At 60.3% G+C, this 17894-nt stretch carries 16 protein-coding genes and 2 pseudogenes; 10 read left to right on the top strand and 8 right to left on the bottom strand.

All coding sequences use genetic code 11. The features are described from left to right. Window positions 1-361 precede the first annotated feature (361 nt). From B723_RS10495 to B723_RS10480, 4 genes are read left to right on the top strand one after another with little or no spacing between them, the layout of a single operon-like run. Window positions 362-838, top strand: a complete 477-nt coding sequence (locus tag B723_RS10495; RefSeq protein ID WP_017340335.1) for a formate dehydrogenase subunit gamma — start codon at window positions 362-364, stop codon at window positions 836-838. After that, window positions 835-2397 carry a formate dehydrogenase beta subunit gene (locus B723_RS10490; RefSeq protein ID WP_017340336.1) on the top strand — a complete coding sequence of 521 codons (1563 nt, stop codon included), beginning with the start codon at window positions 835-837 and terminating at the stop codon, window positions 2395-2397. Before B723_RS10495 ends, B723_RS10490 begins: the two co-directional genes overlap by 4 nt. Continuing rightward, the gene (fdhF, locus tag B723_RS10485; RefSeq protein WP_017340337.1) at window positions 2394-5276 is read left to right on the top strand and encodes a formate dehydrogenase subunit alpha; all 2883 of its coding nucleotides are present in this window, start codon (window positions 2394-2396) and stop codon (window positions 5274-5276) included. The genes B723_RS10490 and fdhF overlap by 4 nt, the downstream gene beginning before the upstream one ends. Next, the gene (locus tag B723_RS10480) at window positions 5273-5494 is read left to right on the top strand and encodes a formate dehydrogenase subunit delta (RefSeq protein ID WP_017340338.1); all 222 of its coding nucleotides are present in this window, start codon (window positions 5273-5275) and stop codon (window positions 5492-5494) included. The genes fdhF and B723_RS10480 overlap by 4 nt, the downstream gene beginning before the upstream one ends. Window positions 5495-5570: 76 nt before the next feature. On the opposite strand, the gene B723_RS10475 is transcribed toward B723_RS10480, so the two are convergent. The 3 genes and pseudogenes from B723_RS10475 to B723_RS10465 all read right to left on the bottom strand — a co-directional run. Continuing rightward, complete coding sequence (locus tag B723_RS10475; protein ID WP_017340339.1) at window positions 5571-5912, bottom strand: potassium channel family protein; 342 nt, start codon at window positions 5910-5912, stop codon at window positions 5571-5573. Window positions 5913-6233: 321 nt separating this feature from the next. Further along, window positions 6234-6686, bottom strand: a complete 453-nt coding sequence (locus B723_RS10470) for a hypothetical protein (protein WP_017340341.1) — start codon at window positions 6684-6686, stop codon at window positions 6234-6236. 71 nt (window positions 6687-6757) lie between these two features. Then, a pseudogene (locus B723_RS10465) lies at window positions 6758-6976 on the bottom strand (ATP-binding protein); the annotation flags it as partial. Here B723_RS10465 and B723_RS34105 point away from each other — a divergent pair. Continuing rightward, window positions 6922-7191: pseudogene (locus tag B723_RS34105) on the top strand (hypothetical protein); the annotation flags it as partial. The pseudogenes B723_RS10465 and B723_RS34105 sit on opposite strands and share 55 nt — an antisense overlap. Here the strand turns inward: B723_RS34105 and B723_RS10460 are convergent. Then, on the bottom strand, window positions 7175-8074 hold the full coding sequence (locus B723_RS10460) for a LysR family transcriptional regulator (RefSeq protein WP_017340343.1): 900 nt from the start codon (window positions 8072-8074) through the stop codon (window positions 7175-7177). The pseudogene B723_RS34105 and the gene B723_RS10460 sit on opposite strands and share 17 nt — an antisense overlap. 91 nt (window positions 8075-8165) lie before the next feature. Between B723_RS10460 and B723_RS10455 the strand changes: the two genes are divergently transcribed. After that, the gene (locus B723_RS10455; RefSeq protein ID WP_017340344.1) at window positions 8166-8717 is read left to right on the top strand and encodes an NAD(P)H-dependent oxidoreductase; all 552 of its coding nucleotides are present in this window, start codon (window positions 8166-8168) and stop codon (window positions 8715-8717) included. A gap of 160 nt (window positions 8718-8877) precedes the next feature. Here the strand turns inward: B723_RS10455 and B723_RS10450 are convergent, their stop codons facing one another. After that, a complete protein-coding gene (locus tag B723_RS10450; RefSeq protein WP_144425216.1) occupies window positions 8878-9324 on the bottom strand; it encodes a hypothetical protein in 447 nt (148 codons plus the stop codon). Window positions 9325-9570: 246 nt separating this feature from the next. On the opposite strand from B723_RS10450, the gene B723_RS10445 reads away from it, so the two are divergent. Further along, window positions 9571-11493, top strand: coding sequence for an alkaline phosphatase D family protein (locus tag B723_RS10445; protein WP_017340346.1), 1923 nt, complete (start codon window positions 9571-9573; stop codon window positions 11491-11493). 41 nt (window positions 11494-11534) lie between these two features. After that, on the top strand, window positions 11535-12044 hold the full coding sequence (locus B723_RS10440) for an adenylate kinase (protein WP_017340347.1): 510 nt from the start codon (window positions 11535-11537) through the stop codon (window positions 12042-12044). Window positions 12045-12063: 19 nt separating this feature from the next. Here B723_RS10440 and B723_RS10435 read toward each other — a convergent pair whose 3' ends face one another. Beyond that, window positions 12064-13254, bottom strand: coding sequence for an aspartate aminotransferase family protein (locus B723_RS10435; RefSeq protein WP_017340348.1), 1191 nt, complete (start codon window positions 13252-13254; stop codon window positions 12064-12066). A 102-nt stretch (window positions 13255-13356) separates the two neighbouring features. Between B723_RS10435 and B723_RS10430 the strand changes: the two genes are divergently transcribed. Continuing rightward, window positions 13357-14262: a LysR family transcriptional regulator gene (locus B723_RS10430; RefSeq protein WP_017340349.1), complete on the top strand. Its 906-nt coding sequence runs from the start codon at window positions 13357-13359 to the stop codon at window positions 14260-14262. Between the two features lie 65 nt (window positions 14263-14327). After that, window positions 14328-15341, top strand: coding sequence for a sensor domain-containing diguanylate cyclase (locus B723_RS10425; protein WP_017340350.1), 1014 nt, complete (start codon window positions 14328-14330; stop codon window positions 15339-15341). A 21-nt stretch (window positions 15342-15362) separates the two neighbouring features. On the opposite strand, the gene msrA is transcribed toward B723_RS10425, so the two are convergent. Together msrA and B723_RS10415 are read right to left on the bottom strand one after the other, a co-directional pair. Then, the gene (gene msrA / locus B723_RS10420) at window positions 15363-16070 is read right to left on the bottom strand and encodes a peptide-methionine (S)-S-oxide reductase MsrA (protein WP_017340351.1); all 708 of its coding nucleotides are present in this window, start codon (window positions 16068-16070) and stop codon (window positions 15363-15365) included. A 31-nt stretch (window positions 16071-16101) separates the two neighbouring features. Further along, window positions 16102-17868: a cytochrome c biogenesis protein DipZ gene (locus B723_RS10415; protein ID WP_031319085.1), complete on the bottom strand. Its 1767-nt coding sequence runs from the start codon at window positions 17866-17868 to the stop codon at window positions 16102-16104. Between the last annotated feature and the right edge of the window lie 26 nt (window positions 17869-17894).

Below are 17894 nucleotides of genomic sequence, written 5' to 3'. Positions count from 1 at the left end.
GATCTGATGCTGTTTCTTATCTGTAATGCTTGCTATACATCATCCATCGACAGGCCCTCCGGGCATTAGGCCGGTGAGTGAACGCCCCGCGCCGCACTCATCTAGACTTAAGGGATAGTCGTAGGCAGAACCGAACACGTCGCTTTGGTGCAGTTCAATCAAAAGCGCCGTGGCAAGCTGCCCTTTATGCCCAGTAGAGGTGCGGCGAAGACCGTGCCGGGCACAACAAGATGCCCGCCAAGGGTGCCCTGGCCAACGGCCTGAAATTGCCACGATTCCGTGACGTGGTGTGAGTGCCGCAGCCGACACTTTCGGACGACCGACAACCATCTGGTTTGTCCGTGACCGTGAGGATTGCTGAATGCCTGATGAGAGTTTGCACCTGCCTTTGGTCAACAGTCTGCTGGAGCGCCATAAGGGCTCTGCGGGTGCACTGTTGCCCATCCTTCATGATATTCAGGAACGCATCGGTTTCATCCCCGATGCGGCCGTTCCCGAGATTGCTCACGCCCTCAATCAGAGTCAGGCCGAGGTTCGCGGGGTGATCAGCTTTTACCATGACTTCCGTACCGCGCCGCCGGCCAAGCATATCCTGCGGCTGTGCCGGGCTGAGTCCTGCAAAAGCCGTGGTGCCGAAGCGCTTGCCGCGCAGTTGCGCGAACGGCTGCAACTGGATGACCACGGCAGCAGCGCCGACGGCAGCATCAGTTTGCGGCCGGTGTATTGCCTCGGCGCCTGTGCCTGCTCGCCCGCTCTGGAACTCGATGGCCGGGTGCATGCGCGGCTCAGCGCTGAGCGTCTCGATGCCTTGCTCGACGCTTGCCGGGAGGACGCATGATGCCGACTCTTTATCTGCCCACTGATTCCCTTGCCCGTGCCGTGGGTGCCGATGAGGTGGCGGTGGCCCTGATCACTCAGGCCCGGGAACGCAATGTGCCGCTGGAGTTGCAGCGCACCAGTTCGCGCGGCTTGTATTGGCTGGAGCCGCTGCTGGAAGTGGACAGCCCGCAAGGCCGGATCGGCTTTGGTCCGCTGACGGCGGCCGATGTGCCGTCGGTGCTCGAGGCGCTGCAAGGTGAACCGTCATCGCATCCACTGGCATTGGGGCTGGTGGAAGAATTGCCTTATCTCAAGTCTCAACAACGCCTGCTGTTCGCCCGCGCCGGTATTACCCGGCCGCTGTCGCTGGACGATTATCGGGCCCATGGCGGTTTCGAGGGTTTAACCAGGGCCGTCGCCATTGGTGGCGAGCAGACTGCCACGGCGGTGTTCGATTCGGGCCTGCGTGGCCGTGGCGGCGCGGCGTTCCCGGCCGGGATCAAATGGCGCACGGTGCGCGCCACCGAGGCGGCGCAGAAGTACATCGTGTGCAACGCCGACGAAGGCGATTCCGGCACTTTTGCCGACCGCATGCTGATGGAAGGCGACCCCTTCCTGCTGATCGAGGGCATGGCCATCGCCGGCATCACGGTCGGCGCCACTTACGGCTACATTTATGTGCGCTCGGAATATCCGGATGCCGTCGCCACGTTGCGTCAGGCGCTGAGCCTTGCCCGGTCCGCCGGTTACCTGGGCGCCAATGTCGGCGGCAGCGGGCAGGCGTTCGATATGGAAGTGCGGGTCGGCGCCGGCGCTTACATCTGCGGTGAGGAAACCGCGCTGCTGGACTCGCTTGAAGGCAAGCGCGGGATCGTCCGCGCCAAGCCGCCGATCCCTGCGTTGAAAGGGCTGTTTGGTCTGCCGACGCTGGTGCACAACGTGCTGACCCTGGCCTCGGTGCCGTTGATTCTGGCCAAGGGTGCGCAGTTCTATCGTGATTACGGCATGGGCCGTTCGCTGGGGACCATGCCTTTCCAACTGGCGGGCAATGTTCGTCACGGCGGTCTGGTGGAACGGGCCTTTGGCCTGACCTTGCGGGAGCTGGTGGAAGACTACGGCGGTGGCACGGCGAGTGGCCGGCCGTTGAAGGCTGCGCAGGTCGGCGGCCCGCTCGGTGCCTGGGTGCCGCCGTCGCAATTCGACACACCGCTGGATTACGAAGCCTTCGCCGCCATGGGCGCGATGCTCGGTCACGGTGGTGTGGTGGTGGCGGACGACACGCTGGACATGGCCCACATGGCGCGCTTCGCCATGGAGTTCTGCGCCGAGGAATCCTGTGGCAAATGCACGCCGTGCCGCATCGGCTCGACCCGGGGCGTTGAGGTGATCGACCGCCTGCTGGCCGCGCCAGATCAGGCTGGTCGTGATCAGCAGGTGATCATCCTCAAGGACCTGTGCGACACCCTGCAATACGGTTCGCTCTGCGCATTGGGCGGCATGGTGTCCTTTCCGGTCGCCAGCGCCCTCAAGTACTTCCCCGCCGACTTCGGTCTGCAAGCCTCGGAGGCCGAGCAATGATTACTCTCTTCGACCCGAAAACCGATATCGATCTGGGCACCCCGGCCCGCGAAAGCGACGTGCAGGTCACCCTGAACATCGACGGCCGCAGCATCAGCGTGCCGGAAGGCACCTCGGTGATGCGCGCCGCGGCGCTGCTGGGCACCACCATTCCGAAACTGTGCGCCACCGACAGCCTGGAAGCCTTCGGCTCCTGCCGCATGTGCCTGGTGGAGATCGACGGGATGCGCGGCTATCCGGCGTCCTGCACCACGCCGGTCACTGAAGGCATGACCGTGCACACGCAGACGCCGAAGCTCGCGACCCTGCGGCGCAACGTCATGGAGCTGTACATCTCCGATCACCCGCTGGATTGCCTGACCTGCTCGGCCAACGGCAACTGCGAGCTGCAAACCGTGGCCGGCCAGGTTGGCCTGCGGGAAGTGCGTTACGGCTATGAAGGTGACAATCATCTGGACGACAAGAAAGACACGTCCAACCCCTACTTCGACTACGACCCGAGCAAGTGCATCGTCTGCAACCGCTGCGTGCGTGCCTGCGAAGAAACCCAGGGCACCTTTGCGCTGACCATTACCGGGCGCGGCTTTGAGTCCCGCGTGGCCGCCGCGGGGGGTGACAACTTCCTCGACTCGGAATGCGTGTCCTGTGGCGCTTGTGTGCAGGCCTGCCCGACTGCGACGCTGATGGAAAAAAGCGTGGTCGAACTGGGTCAGCCGGAACGCAGTGTGATCACCACCTGCGCCTATTGCGGCGTGGGCTGCTCGTTCCGCGCCGAGATGAAAGGCGACCAGCTGGTGCGCATGGTTCCGGACAAGAACGGCCAGGCCAACCATGGCCACTCGTGCGTCAAAGGGCGCTTTGCCTGGGGCTACGCCACTCACCCGGATCGCATCACCAAACCGATGATCCGCCAGCACATCAACGACCCGTGGCAGGAAGTCAGCTGGGACGAAGCAGTGACCTACGCCGCCAGCGAATTCCGCCGGTTGCAGCAAAAATATGGCCGCGATTCCATTGGTGGTATTACCTCCAGCCGTTGCACCAACGAAGAAACCTATCTGGTGCAAAAACTGGTGCGCGCCGCGTTCGGCAACAACAACGTCGATACCTGTGCGCGGGTTTGCCACTCGCCGACCGGTTATGGCTTGAAACAAACCTTGGGCGAGTCTGCCGGTACCCAGAGTTTCGACTCGGTGATGCAGGCCGACGTGATCCTGGTGATGGGCGCCAACCCGAGTGACGCCCACCCGGTGTTCGCCTCGCAGCTCAAACGCCGGTTGCGTGAAGGTGCGCGGTTGATCGTCATCGACCCACGCCGCATTGATCTGGTGGACTCGGTGCATGCCCGCGCCGAACTGCACCTAGCCCTGCGTCCGGGCACCAACGTTGCCATGCTCAACGCACTGGCCCATGTGATCGTCACCGAAGGTTTGCTCAATCAGGCCTTTATCGACGCTCGTTGCGAGGGCAGTGATTTCGCCCGCTGGAGCGAGCTGGTCAGCCGGCCGGAAAACTCGCCGGAAGTGCTTGGCGCCATCTGCGGCGTGGAACCTGCCGACATCCGTGCCGCCGCCCGCCTGTATGCCACCGGCGGCAATGCGGCGATCTATTACGGCCTCGGCGTCACGGAGCACAGTCAGGGCAGCACCGCGGTCATGGGCATCGCCAACCTCGCCATGGCCACCGGCAACATCGGCCGCGAAGGCGTGGGCGTGAACCCGCTGCGGGGGCAGAACAACGTTCAGGGCTCCTGCGACATGGGCTCGTTCCCCCACGAGTTGCCCGGTTACCGGCATATCTCCAACGAGGTGGTTCGGGCGCAGTTCGAACAGGCGTGGAACGTCACGCTGCAACCTGATCCGGGCCTGCGCATTCCCAACATGTTCGAGTCGGCGCTGGCCGGCAGCTTCAAGGGTCTGTATTGCCAGGGTGAAGACATCGCCCAGAGCGATCCGAATACCCAGCACGTCACCGCGGCGCTGTCGGCCATGGAGTGCGTGGTGGTGCAGGACATTTTCCTCAACGAAACCGCCAGGTTCGCCCATGTGTTCCTGCCGGGCGCTTCGTTCCTGGAAAAAGACGGCACGTTTACCAACGCCGAGCGGCGTATCTCCCGGGTGCGCAAGGTCATGGAACCGCTGGGCGGCAAGGCCGACTGGGAAGGCACCGTCGCGCTGGCCCACGCCTTGGGCTACCCGATGAACTACAAGCACCCGTCAGAAATCATGGATGAGATCGCCAGCCTGACGCCGACTTTCACCAACGTCAGCTACGCCGAACTGGATCGCCACGGCAGCCTGCAATGGCCGTGCAACGCCGCGGCACCGGACGGCACGCCGACCATGCACATCGATGAGTTCGTGCGCGGCAAGGGGCGCTTCATGCTCACCGGCTATGTGCCGACCGAGGAGAAGGTCAACAATCGCTATCCGCTGCTGCTGACCACCGGCCGCATTCTCAGCCAGTACAACGTCGGCGCGCAGACCCGGCGTACCGAAAACGTGGCCTGGCACGATGAAGACCGTCTGGAAATCCACCCGACCGACGCCGAGAGCCGTGGCATCAACGAAGGTGACTGGGTCGGCATCGGCAGCCGCGCCGGCCAGACCGTACTGCGTGCGCGGGTCACCGAACGGGTGGCGCCGGGCGTGGTGTATACCACGTTCCACTTCCCTGAATCGGGGGCCAACGTCATCACCACCGATAACTCCGACTGGGCCACCAACTGTCCGGAGTACAAGGTCACCGCCGTGGAAGTCAGCCGCGTCTACCACCCTTCCGAGTGGCAAAAACGCTATCAGGCCTTCAGCGACGAACAGGACCGTTTGCTCAGGGAACGCCGTCAGGCCCGTGGCGCTAAAGCGGAGGTGCGCCGATGAGTACTGAAAACCTGATCAAGATGGTCAACCAGATCGCCCAGTATTTCGCCAGCGAACCGGACCAGAAAGCGGCGGTGCTCGGTGTGCGTAATCATCTGCAGATGTACTGGACGCCGGGGATGCGCAAGGAGTTGCTGGCCTGGCAGACCGAGCATCAAGGGGCAGACTTGCATCCGTTGGCGCAAGAGGCGGTCAGCGGGGCGGGTTGGGAGGCTTAGGTTTCTTCATCTGCTGGCTGAAAACCTGTAGGAGCGAGCCCGCTCGCTCCTACAGGGGATTGTGTAGTGTTCCGCCTTATTTATCTCCATCGGTCACCCGCACCGCGATCTCAATCGAACGCACGCTGATCGCCGCAAAGATCGCCGTGAGCAGCACGCCGTTGAACCCGAGCAATATTGCCAATATCCGCGAAAGCGGCAACTTCGGCACGAGCTCGCCATAGCCGATGGTCAAGCCGGTCACGAAGCCGAAATAGATGCCGTCAAAAGGATCCCAACCTTCCAGATAGCTGATGATCAGGCCGCACATGACGATGACGATCAGCATGGTGGAAAGGATGGGCCAGACAACTCGAAGGTAGTAGCCGACAGCTTTGTAGAACTCTCGACGGATGTTCGACGTATTGGCAGGCTTCATGTCGTGTGTTTCCTGAGGGCGGCAGGCGGATTGACACTCTTCAGCTTGGCACAAGTATTGGGAATCGATGGTCGGACCAACGGAAAGTGGCACGCGCGGAACAGGGATTAAGCTGGAATGACCTGGCACTGGAGAACATCCATGCTCAAGCACCTGATCCTGCCACTCCTGTTCGCCGTGTTCGTGGCCCTCAGCGGATCGTCCTGCCATGACACGAGCCAGGACGGCCAGGTGAGACCGCCCGCCAACGGTGACAGTGGCAGGATTATCCCCTCCCAACAACGCATGCCCTCAACGATGCCGCGTCCCAGGATGTAATGGTTACTCGATCTGAATCGGCCCTTTGGTCCCGGCATCGCTGTCGGTCCAATAGTCTTCATTCTGCAACCGCCGATCACCCTGAATCGTGAAGGTGACTTTGCCCTGGCGAAACTGCAGCGTGCCATCGGTGCGCTGGGCATTTACCCGTTTGCCATTAACCCAGACTTGCTCCGTGGCATCGATGCGAATCGTGGCAACGGTCGCGCCGGCATCGCTCTTCGCGACCCATTGCCCGGCGTAAGGCGTTTGTGTATTGGCGCTGTCCGTCGCGGGGTTGGTGAACCCGGCCTTGGCATTTTCCGCTTTGCTCTTGTGGATATCGCAGCCCTGAAGTTCGCTCACTTGGGTGCAACCGGATTGCTCGAGTTGTTTGCGGTATTTGTCATTGATCGCGTGGGCGGGGAATTGCACCAGCATCAACAGGGCCAGTGTTGGCAGGGTGATTTTGTTCATCAGTTCTCTCCTTCGATCAGCGCCTTTGCGCGCCCCTGGATAATTCACTGTAGTCCGAACCCGGTACTCGGTTATACCGGCAAAATCCCCCGTACTTCCAGCCCGCCCTTTGACCGATTGCGCAGTTTCAATTCTCCGCCATGCTCCAACACAATCGCCCGCGACGCCGATAATCCCAATCCCACGCCGCCGGTGCTTTTGTTGCGCGAGCCTTCCATGCGGAAGAACGGCGCAAATACTTGCTCAAGGCTGGCCTCCGGAATGCCCGGCCCACGATCCAGACTCTTCAACACCGGTCAACTGTGACGCCGAGGCGAATCTGCGCTGTCGGGAGATCCCCCTGCGCCTGTCGGCAGATTGCCGCCAACTGGTGCTCACTCGTTACACCGAACACTACGGCCCGGCCGTGGTGCGCTGGATCGAGCGTAGCCATACGGTGTCCGTGAGCGAGGTGTTTCGCTGGTTGGTCGCCAACGGCGAGGCGGATGTCAGTCAGCAGCTATCACTGCCTCCAGCACCCGCGCCACACACTGCACCGCCGCGTCTTCATCGCGTCGTTTATGCCAGGCCAGATGCAACGCAAACCCCTCCACCTCAATCGGCGGCTCCGCGGTGTGCAGCGCCTTGGCCATCGGCATCGACAGGCACTGACTGGGCAGCATCGCAATCAGGTCCGAGCCCAGCAGCAGATCCGGAACCATGACAAAGCTCGGCACGACAATACCGATTCGCCGCGACCGTCCTCGGCCCTTCAACTGTTCATCGAGCGGGCCCCAAGTGGCGCCCCGCCCGGACACCAGCACGTGTGGATAACTCAGCCAGCGGTCAAGATCGAAGTCCGCGATTGCCGGATGCCCGGTGCGCATCGCCACCACGAAATGTTCGTGCAACAGCAAGCGTCGGGTGAAGTCCGGCCCGAGGGGCGGGAACACCGACATGGCCAGATCGCTTTGGCCGCGACTCAAACTTTCCTGAGCCGCCTCACCGCCCTGCCAGGGCTGGATTACCAGGTCGATGCCCGGTGCCAGTTCCGCCAGTCGTTGGTGCAATCGCTGGGCGATGACGATCGCCGGGAAGTCGGCCATGACGATGCGCACGGTCTGGCGCAGGGTGCTCAGGTCGGCACTGGCGGCGCCGACCAAGGTGCTGACCGAGCCCAGGATCTGTTTCAACGGGCCGCGCAAGGCCTGCGCTTTTGGCGTCAGTTGCATGCCGCCCGGTACGCGCTCAAGCAAGCGATCCTGGAACAGGTGCCGGCAACGCTCCAATGCATTGGACGCCGCCGGTTGCGACAAGCCCACACGCTCGGCGGCGCGGGAGACGTGCGCTTCGTCGAGCAACGCATCGAGCACGGTCAACAGGTTGAGGTCCACTGAACGTAGATTCATTGAATCAATACCTAATTAGACAAACCATCCATTGGAGCAATGTACAGCAGGCTGGCACGCTGTGGCTCCCTTCACTTGAATCGGAGAAGCCATGAACGACACCACTTTGATTTTGAGTTTTCACCCTGACTTGAGCGAATCCCGAGCCAACCGCTCGATGCTGGAGGCGGTGAAGGATCTGCCGGGGATCAGCGTCGTCGATCTGTATGGGGTCTACCCCAGCGACCAAGTGGATACGACGCTGGAAACGCAACGTTTGCTATCGGCGAAACGGCTGGTACTGCAATTTCCCGTGCAGTGGTACTCGACACCGGCGCTGCTTAAAACCTGGCAGGACAGTGTGCTGACGCGGATGTATTACATCGCTTATGAAACCGAGGGTCGCCGGCTGGAGGGGATGCCGATCATGATCGCGGCCACTGCTGGTAATACGCCTGAGGCTTACAGCGAAAATGGGGCGAATGGCTTTGCCCTTGAGCAGTTGTTGCAGCCTTTGCGCGCGACGGCGCACCGCTGCCAGTGGGCCTGGAGCGAACCGTTTCTGGTTTATCGGGCGAATAAATTGTCAGGGCCGGAGCTGGATGTGATCGCCAGTCAGTATCGTCGGTGGATTGAGCGATTTCAGTGTGTTGATGTTTCGTAAAACACTGACGTTCATCCGAGGATGTTACTCGACAGGATGGTTTCCTGGCCATGCAGCAGATGCTTATCGAATTTCAAGTACGGCAAGACATTCATCTTGCCGCTCTATCACTGACTAAAGCCGGGTCACCGCAAAGGCAATAACCAAGTGGCTAATTCAACTATTCCCATTCTCTAGCTTTATCATTCCACGCCCGTCCTCCGTCTTCGCCTTTGGTATCAGGAGTAAATTGCACACCATTTTTTTCATAATTATTACTTAGATTTTTTAGTTCACAAAAATCCGCCTGCACCTTCTTCGCGTATGAGTCCAATTGCCGCTCCTTAAAGTCGTTGTAGAGATTAGACCCATTGGGTGATTCAGCTTTATGACGATCAATCACTGTCAATTCATCTGCCATCTTAGTAAGCAACGGCTTTGACTGCTCAGCGAGCATGGTTTTCTGCATATTTGACAGTCTCGGATCGTTAAAACTCACGACCATTTTTGAAACGCCTTGACTTACCTCAATCAGCCTATCAGCCAACTTGTTTATATCGCCCGCGCGAGCATCTTTGCGATCGGTGCTTATTGAACATGAAGAAGCCGCATTATTCGAAACCTTCACTACCAGCCTTCCTGAAAACAACTGAATGCACAAAGCCTTACTCACCAACCGAGAAAGACAAACCATCACCAAACAAGTGACTAACTTAAACCCTATAACGCCAGATAGCAGTTATCTGTCAGTTTTCGCTCTTTTTTAAAATATTGCTTCACCCTGCAATTCTGTCGGGATCAGACCCTGCCCCCCACAAACAAAGATGTATAGCGTTATCATCACCCCCCTACGCGCCAAGAGCCTTGACCCCGGATGTCCGAACCGCAGCCATTGCCTGACCATCAAACCCCATTGCCACCCGTCCTCGTCGGCCCAATGCTGCGGCGCCTGGAGCCGTCGCGCCTGGTGCTTTGGCTGGTAGGAACCCGAGCGCTGTCGCTGACGTTACGTCTGCAAGGTGTGGGCGACATTCGCCTCGACGCCGGGCAATGCACGATCATCCCGGTCGGTACTCGCGCCTTCATTCATTTGATCGATGTGCCACTGGACGCCCCCCTGCCCTGCGACACGCTGATCGAGTACGACCTGCTGATAGATGACGCTGCAACGGGCATCGCCGAGTGGGCGCCGCATCTGTTGTATGGCGAAGCACGTTGCCCGAATTTTGTTTTGCGTTCCCGGATCGATCAGTTGCTGCATGGCTCCTGTCGCAAACCTCACCATCCCGCCGCCGACGGTTTGCTTTGCGTTGATCGCTTGCTGGAGTCGGAGCACGAAGCCACAGAACGCCCGGCACTGCTGATGATGAGCGGCGATCAGGTATACGCCGACGATGTCGCGGGGCCGATGTTGCGGGCCATTCATGCCTTGATCGCGCGCTTGGGACTGTTCGGCGAATACCTGGAAGGCGCGGTGGTCAGCGACAGCGCCAGGCTCTATGAGCATGCGGCCAGTTATTACCACCGTGCGGATTTGTTACCGGCGCTGCAGAGCAACGAAACCCTGCGTGAGCGATTTTTCGGCGGTGCGCGCAAGCCGATTTTCACCAGCAGCAGTGCCGACAATCATCTGGTGACGTTCGCTGAAGTCATGGCGATGTACCTGCTGGTGTGGTCGCCGACACCCTGGACGCTGATCGCACCGAAACCGCCGAAACTGATTCCCGAACGACGCGAGCGTTATGCGCTGGAGCAGACGCGCATCGATGGTTTCAAGGCTGGCCTGGGCGGTGTTGCACGGGCCTTCGCGCATCTGCCGTGCCTGATGATTTTCGATGACCACGATATTACCGATGACTGGAACCTTTCCGCGCAGTGGGAAGAAACGGCCTACGGCCATCCGTTCTCCAAGCGCATCATCGGCAACGCGCTGATCGCTTACATGTTGTGCCAGGGCTGGGGCAACAATCCGGATGCGTTCGGTGCATTGCTGGAGAAGACGGACGGTTTCAGCGCGACCGGGGAGGATGGCTATCTCGACAGTCCCGTGCAGGACGCCTTGATCGATGAGTTGCTGAAGTTTCAGCACTGGCACTACGTGTTGCCGACCACGCCTGCGATGGTGGTGCTCGACACCCGCACCCGACGCTGGCGCAGTGAGATGACGCTCAAGCAGCCCTCGGGCCTGCTGGACTGGGAAGCCCTTAGCGAGCTGCAACAGGAATTGCTCGATCACCCTTCGGCGATCATCGTTTCACCCGCACCGGTGTTCGGCGTGAAGCTGATCGAAACCGTGCAACGGGTGTTCAGCTGGTTCGGTTATCCGTTGCTGGTGGACGCCGAAAACTGGATGGCCCATCGCGGCGCGGCGCAGGTGATCCTGAACATTTTCCGACACTCGCGCACACCGGGTAACTATGTGGTGCTGTCGGGTGATGTGCATTATTCCTTCGTCTATGAAGTACTGATCCGACACCGCAAGGCTGGGCCGAGGATCTGGCAGATCACCAGCAGCGGCATCAAGAACGAATTCCCACCGGCGCTGCTTGAATGGTTCGATCGGCTCAATCGCTGGCTGTATTCGCCGCGCTCGCCGCTGAACTGGCTGACCAAGCGCCGGCGGATGCGCATCGTGCCGCACGTTCCGGAGCACGCCGAGGCGGGTGAACGGTTGTGGAATTCGGCGGGGATCGGGCAGGTGTTCTTTAATGAAAAAGGACAGCCACAGGAGATTTTCCAGCACAACTCGGATGGGTCGCCGAAGACGCGGATGGTGGCGCCTGAGGTTGAGGATTGACGGTCATCGCTCCCGCCCCACGTTAACGCAGGCCACCGGATATGAATCTCGCTCGGACACTGATCATCGGCAACTCCGGCTCGGGCAAAAGCTGGCTGGCCGAGCGGTTGGCTGGACATCTGCGATCACCGTGGATCGATCTCGATTCGATCCACTGGTTGTCCGACGAACACAGCATCGCCCGCCCACGCGCCGAAGCATTGGGCATGGCGCGGATCGCGGCAGACGAAAAACGCTGGGTGATCGAAGGTGTTTACGGCTGGATCGTCAGCGAAATTATCCACCGCGCTACAGCGTTGATCTGGTTGTGTGTTGATGATGAACAGTGCGTTGCCAATATTCGCCAGCGAGAACACAGACCGGAGGAGGATGAGTTGTTGATGGCGCTGCTGGCGTGGGCCGGCAGTTATCGTTCCCACGAAGACTCCAGTGGTTTTCTGGCGCATCAGCGGCTGTACGAAGCTTTCGCGGGTTCAAAAATCAAACTGATGAATGGGAATGAGGTCGCGGCATTCGTGAAAAGCCTGAAGCGGCCAAAGGATGGCGTTTGAATCGGACGTGCAGATATCATTATTGAGTAAAAACTGAGGCTGCACTCACCGCCCGACAAACCCCTCTGACAATCATCTCCACCTCTCGCTCATCAATCGTCAGCGGCGGCAGCAAGCGGATGGTCTTGCCCCGCGTCACGTTGATCAACAAACCGTGATCCCGCGCGGCGATCAGGGTCAGGTCGCGAATCGGTTGCTTGAGTTCGATGCCGATCATCAGGCCCCGGCCACGGATGGCCAGCACGTTCGGGTCATCGGCCAGCTCTGTGTGCAATCTGTCGAGCAAGCGTTTGCCCTGTACTTTGGCGTTTTCCAGCAAGCCCTGTTCTTCGATGATGTCCAGCACGGTGCAACCCACGCGACAGGCCAGCGGATTGCCGCCGAAGGTGCTGCCGTGGCTGCCAGGGGTGAAGAGGTTTGCGGCTTTGCCCCGGGCCAGGCAGGCGCCGATGGGGACGCCATTACCCAAGCCCTTGGCCAACGTCATGACATCCGGAACGATGCCTTCGTGCTGGAACGCGAACCACTGGCCGGTGCGACCGATGCCGGTCTGGATTTCGTCGAGCATCAGCAGCCATCCGCGCCGGTTGCACAGGTCACGAACGGCCTTGAGGTAACCCGGCGGGGCCAGTTGCACACCGCTCTCACCCTGAATCGGTTCCATCAGGATCGCCACGATACGCGGGCCGTGGGCCTGTTGCACCTTGTCCAGTGCCTTGAGATCGCCAAACGGAACTTTGACGAAATCTCCCGGCAGTTCATTGAAACCCAGGCGTACAGCAGGGCCATCGCTGGCGGACAACGTACCGAGCGTGCGGCCATGAAAGGCATTTTCCATGACCACCACCAAGGGCTGCTCGATGCCTTTGTGCCAGCCATGCAGCCGCGCCAGTTTCAGCGCGGTCTCATTGGCTTCGGCCCCGGAGTTGTTGAAGAACGCCCGCTCCATGTCCGCCAGCCGGGTCAGTTTCTGCGCCAGACGCTGCTGCCAGTCGATGCTGTAGAGGTTGGAGGTGTGCAACAACAGCCCCGCCTGTTCGCTGATGGCGGAAACAATTCTGGGGTGGGAGTGGCCGACATTGGTCACCGCCACGCCCGCCACCGCGTCCAGGTATTCACGACCGGCCTGATCCCACAGGCGTGTGCCCAGGCCTTTGGTGAAACTCAAGGCCAGTGGTTGGTAAGTGCTCATCAGGCAAGCGGCGGTCATGACATCAAGCTCCATCAATAGTCGGTGTTTTTGCAGTATGGTTAGCCACCTGAGCTGGATAAACGCTGCAACACTTCAATCATTTTAAAGTCGGGCTTGATAATGGACCTGTTCCAGGCAATGACCGTTTACGTCCGAGTGGTGGAATCCGGCAGCATGACCGCCGCCGCTTTTCACTGCGAAATGTCGACCACCATGGTCGGCAATCATCTGCGGGCACTGGAGCAACGCCTGGGCGTGCGCTTGCTCAACCGTACGACGCGGCGCCAACGGCTGACGGAATTCGGCACCGCGTACTATCAGCGCTGCCTCGAAGTACTGGGGCTGGTGGCCGATTCCGAACGCCTGGCCGAGCAAGCCCTGGACGAGCCGAGCGGCACCCTGCGCCTCACCGCACCGCTGACGTTCGGCACCGAAAAACTCGCGCCCGCGTTAAGCGAGTTCGCCCTGCTTTGTCCGCGCGTCAAACTGGACGTGGTCCTCACCAATCGGCGTCCGGACTTGCTGGAAAACGGTTTCGACGTGGCGTTTCGGCTGGGCAACATGGAAACGACCAACCTGATCGCCCGCCCACTCGAGGATTACACGCTGACCATGTGCGCCTCACCGAGCTACCTGGCGCGCCGGGGCAACCCGGAAAAACCGGATGACCTGCGACACCACGATTGCCTGTCCTTTGCCTACCCGGCCGGCGATGACTGGCACTCGGTGGAAAAGGAATGGCGCCTGACCGGGGCCGAAGGCGAGGTAACTGTGGCGGTCAGTGGCCCCATGCTGATCAACAGCTCCGCAGGCTTGCATCAGGCGGCACGCACCGGCATGGGCATCGTGTTGTTGCCCGACGCCTTGGTGGAGCAAGACCTCAAGGACGGGAAACTGGTGGCCGTGATGCCGGATTACCTGCCGCCGAACCGGCCGATGAGCCTGATGTATGCTCAGGATCGCTACCGTTTGCCGAAATTGCGCAGTTTCGTCGACTTTGCCATGCGGATGTGGGGCAAGCACTAGCGGGCTGAAGGCGCCATCGACTAATCTCCTCGACTGACGGGTCACTTTGGTCAGGGAGAGCAATGATGGGTGGGGACTCGGATATCGAAGCGTTGAAGTTCAATCTGTCTGATTTGAACGAAAACATGCTTCATACCATTATGGAACTGGTCAGTGACGGCATCTGGGACTGGAACGCCAATACCGGTTTCGTTTACCGCAACCCCGGCTGGTACGAAATGCTTGGCTACGCACCTCACTCCCTCGACAACACGGTGTTGACCTGGGAAAACGTGATGCACCCCGACGATTACCCGCGGGTCATGGCCCTGTTTGACGACTACCTGAGCCAACGGGCTCCCGGTTATCAAGCCGAGTATCGCTGCCGCACACAGGACGGGCGCTATATCTGGATCGAAGATCGTGGCCACGTACTTGCACGTAATGCCGACGGTTCGGTCGCGCGCATGGTCGGTGCGCACCGCAGCATTGAGGACAAGAAACTCCTGCTCGAAGCGCTTGAACGAAGGAATCAATCCCTCGAAGCCATCGTCGAAGAACGCACTCGAGAGTTATCCCGGGTCAACCAGCAGCTACAGATCCAACTCGAAGAAAACCGCAAACTGGCGGAAACCGACGCGCTGACCTTAACCGCCAATCGATATCGCCTGAGTAAAACCCTTCCCCAGGCATGTAACCGCGCCCAACGCTTTCGACAGCCGCTGTCGCTGATTGCGATGGACATCGACGACTTCAAGAACATCAACGATCACTACGGTCATGCGTTGGGTGATGCCGCATTGGTGCAGGTGGTCGAGAGTGTGAAGCGCTGCGTCCGCGACGGCGATTTGCTGGCGCGCTGGGGTGGCGATGAATTCATCATGGTCCTGCCCAACACGCCGCTGGCCGAGGCCAGAACCCTTGCCGAAACCATCCGCCAAAGCCTCGCCGACTTGCCGCCCGTGGGAGACTTTCAACTGACCCTCAGTTTTGGTGTGGTTCAGCGCTTCGATGAAGAACAGCAGACCGGACTGCTGGCCAGGGCAGATCAGTCGTTGTATCGGTCAAAGGTGGCGGGCAAGAATGTGATTACGGGGTGAGCGTTGTGCTCGCCCCTCCTCTCACATCCCCGACTTCACCAGCACCGGTTTTTCCTGATACCGCTCCGGGTACAACTGTTTCAACTGCGCCACTTTCGGCAGGTCGTTGATCACGATGTACGGGTAGGTTGGATGCTCGGTCAGAAAGTCCTGATGTTCCTCCTCCGCCGGATAGAAACCGTTATAGGTTTCCAGTTTGGTCACTATGGGTTTGTTGAAGGATTTGGCGGCATCGAGCTGGGCAATGTAAGCCTGGGCGACACGCTGCTGTTCGCTGTTTTCCGGAAAAATCGCCGATCGGTACTGAGTACCGCGGTCAGGCCCCTGACGATTGAGTTCGGTCGGGTTGTGCGCGACGGAAAAGTAGATCTGCAACAGGGAGCCGTAGCTGACTTGAGTGGGGTCGAAGGTGACCTCGACAGATTCTGCGTGCCCGGTATCACCGTCGCTGACGCGTTCGTATCGAGCGGTGTTGGCGGCACCGCCGGCATAGCCTGAGACCGCCTTCTTCACGCCTTTGACATGCTGAAACACCCCTTGCACACCCCAGAAGCAACCGCCGGCGAAGACCGCCGTTTCGCTGTGGGCCTGATTGGTTTCGTCGAGGGCCGGAGGGGGAATGATGACCGCTTCTTCGGCTGCACCGAAAGAGAATGCCGAACATTGACCGATGATGCCTGCGGCAGCCAGCCCCAACAGGGTGCGGCGCCAGGTGAACAGGGTTTTCATGAGGCTGTTTCCTGAGTAAATGAAGCGGCTATCAGCCGAAGGTAAAGGCATACGCCGAGACGCCGGGGTCGAGAAACTCGATGCTGAAGGTTCGATCCGTGACACCGTCGGGTTGGCGCACCAATTGATACAAACGTTGCTCGGTCACGCTGCCACTGCCATCGGGGGCGACGTCCGTACCGTGGGCATCACCGGGGGCTTTTCCGTCAATCAGGACTTTGAAGCGCACCGGTTTACCATCGGCGGCAGGCCCCAACACCAGGTGCAGATCGCGAGCGTGGAAGCGGTAGACGATGCGACTGGCTGGCGCGCTTGAGGTGGCTCGCTCCGAGCCGACAGTCCACTGACCGCCCAGGCTCCAGTCATTCAGGGCCAGTTGCGACGGCGGGTTATAGGTCGTCGACTTGTCGGGAACCAGACTGGTTTCGGGGACGAAATGCTCCGAGCGCTGGTAGCCGACATAGGTTTCCGGTGACAGCACTTCGTTCATGTCCGGCGCGCGTTGAACACCCTCGGCATTGGCATTGATCAACCCGTCGGCCACCTTGGCGGCGCCCGCCTCACGCAGCAATTGCTGGATCACCCGCTCCGACTCGGCGTAATCGCCTTCGCCAAAGTGGTGGTAGCGAATGCGCCCCTGAGCGTCGGCAAAATAGTGGGCGGGCCAGTATTCGTTGTTGAAGGCACGCCAGATCTTGTAGTCGTTATCGATGGCCACCGGGTAGGTGATGCCCAGGTCCTTCATGGCTTTGGTGACGTTGCCAACATTGCGTTCGAAAGCGAATTCGGGCGCATGGACGCCGATCACCACCAGGCCCTGATCACGATACTTTTCGGCCCACGCCTTCACATAGGGCAGTGTGCGCAGGCAGTTGATGCAGGAGTAGGTCCAGAAATCCACCAACACCACTTTGCCCTTCAACGCCTGAGCAGTGAGAGGGGGTGAGTTGAGCCATTGCACGGCGCCGTCCAGCGGTGGGAGGTTGCCTTCGATCGGCAGCGCGCCCGGCTTTTGGTCTGCCGCTTTCATTGCACCACCGGGATCACGTGCCATCATTGTCCCGCTTTCATTGGGTGACCTGGCCAACCGCCCAACCAGCGCCTGCTCGATACCGCCCGTGGACGCCGTCGAAACCCGCGCCAGAATCCCCGTATCAAGCCCCAGGGCAATCGCCGCCACACCTGCCAGCATCGCCGCGCCCAAACCTCGACGGACCCACTCGCCAGCACCGATGGAACGCTTCATCGCGGCGAAGACTTTGCCGCCCAACAGCAATGCCACCGCAAGGGAAGTGGCGGCACCGGCGGCATAGGCCAACAGCAACAGGGTGGTTGCGATGCTTGCCCCTTGCAACGCGGCGCCGGTCAGTACCAGCCCCAGAATCGGCCCGGCACATGGCGCCCAGAGCAGGCCGGTTGCAACGCCGATCAGGAACGAAGCGCCGGGACGCGGCCGCGAATCGGCACCGGCGGCTTCCGACAAACGACTGCCAGCCGCCACCAGCGGACGCGTCAGGCGCTCAGCCAGTTGCGGCAGCAACAACGTCAAGCCGAACAATGCAACAAATACCAATGCGAGCCAGCGCCCGTACTGGTTGAGTTGCACCACCCAGCCGCCCCCCACCGCTGCCAACGAGGCGACCAGCGCGAAGGTCAGTGCCATCCCCGCCAGCAGCGGCAAGCTGCTCTTCATGAACGGCTGCCCGGTGCGAGCGAAGACAAACGGCAGTACCGGCAAGATGCACGGGCTGACGATCGTCAACACACCACCGAGATAAGCGAGAACCAGAAGCCACATTGCGTCGACCTGCATGAAATGAAAGA

This window comes from Pseudomonas fluorescens NCIMB 11764 (assembly GCF_000293885.2).
GTDB lineage: Bacteria > Pseudomonadota > Gammaproteobacteria > Pseudomonadales > Pseudomonadaceae > Aquipseudomonas > Aquipseudomonas fluorescens_B.
Note: the sequence above shows the minus strand (reverse complement) of the source record. Positions and strands in the feature narration are given on the sequence as shown.

Excerpts from the sequence above, each read along its gene's own strand:
- B723_RS10455 (WP_017340344.1), top strand. The coding sequence starts at position 8,166 with ATGAACGACACCACTTTGATTTTGAGTTTTCACCCTGACTTGAGCGAA.
- B723_RS10490 (WP_017340336.1), top strand. The coding sequence starts at position 835 with ATGATGCCGACTCTTTATCTGCCCACTGATTCCCTTGCCCGTGCCGTG.
- fdhF (WP_017340337.1), top strand. The coding sequence starts at position 2,394 with ATGATTACTCTCTTCGACCCGAAAACCGATATCGATCTGGGCACCCCG.
- B723_RS10480 (WP_017340338.1), top strand. The coding sequence starts at position 5,273 with ATGAGTACTGAAAACCTGATCAAGATGGTCAACCAGATCGCCCAGTAT.
- B723_RS10470 (WP_017340341.1), bottom strand. The coding sequence starts at position 6,686 with ATGAACAAAATCACCCTGCCAACACTGGCCCTGTTGATGCTGGTGCAA.
- B723_RS10495 (WP_017340335.1), top strand. The coding sequence starts at position 362 with ATGCCTGATGAGAGTTTGCACCTGCCTTTGGTCAACAGTCTGCTGGAG.
- B723_RS10425 (WP_017340350.1), top strand. The coding sequence starts at position 14,328 with ATGGGTGGGGACTCGGATATCGAAGCGTTGAAGTTCAATCTGTCTGAT.
- B723_RS10445 (WP_017340346.1), top strand. The coding sequence starts at position 9,571 with ATGTCCGAACCGCAGCCATTGCCTGACCATCAAACCCCATTGCCACCC.
- B723_RS10415 (WP_031319085.1), bottom strand. The coding sequence starts at position 17,868 with ATGTGGCTTCTGGTTCTCGCTTATCTCGGTGGTGTGTTGACGATCGTC.
- msrA (WP_017340351.1), bottom strand. The coding sequence starts at position 16,070 with ATGAAAACCCTGTTCACCTGGCGCCGCACCCTGTTGGGGCTGGCTGCC.
- B723_RS10460 (WP_017340343.1), bottom strand. The coding sequence starts at position 8,074 with ATGAATCTACGTTCAGTGGACCTCAACCTGTTGACCGTGCTCGATGCG.
- B723_RS10440 (WP_017340347.1), top strand. The coding sequence starts at position 11,535 with ATGAATCTCGCTCGGACACTGATCATCGGCAACTCCGGCTCGGGCAAA.
- B723_RS10430 (WP_017340349.1), top strand. The coding sequence starts at position 13,357 with ATGGACCTGTTCCAGGCAATGACCGTTTACGTCCGAGTGGTGGAATCC.
- B723_RS10475 (WP_017340339.1), bottom strand. The coding sequence starts at position 5,912 with ATGAAGCCTGCCAATACGTCGAACATCCGTCGAGAGTTCTACAAAGCT.
- B723_RS10435 (WP_017340348.1), bottom strand. The coding sequence starts at position 13,254 with ATGACCGCCGCTTGCCTGATGAGCACTTACCAACCACTGGCCTTGAGT.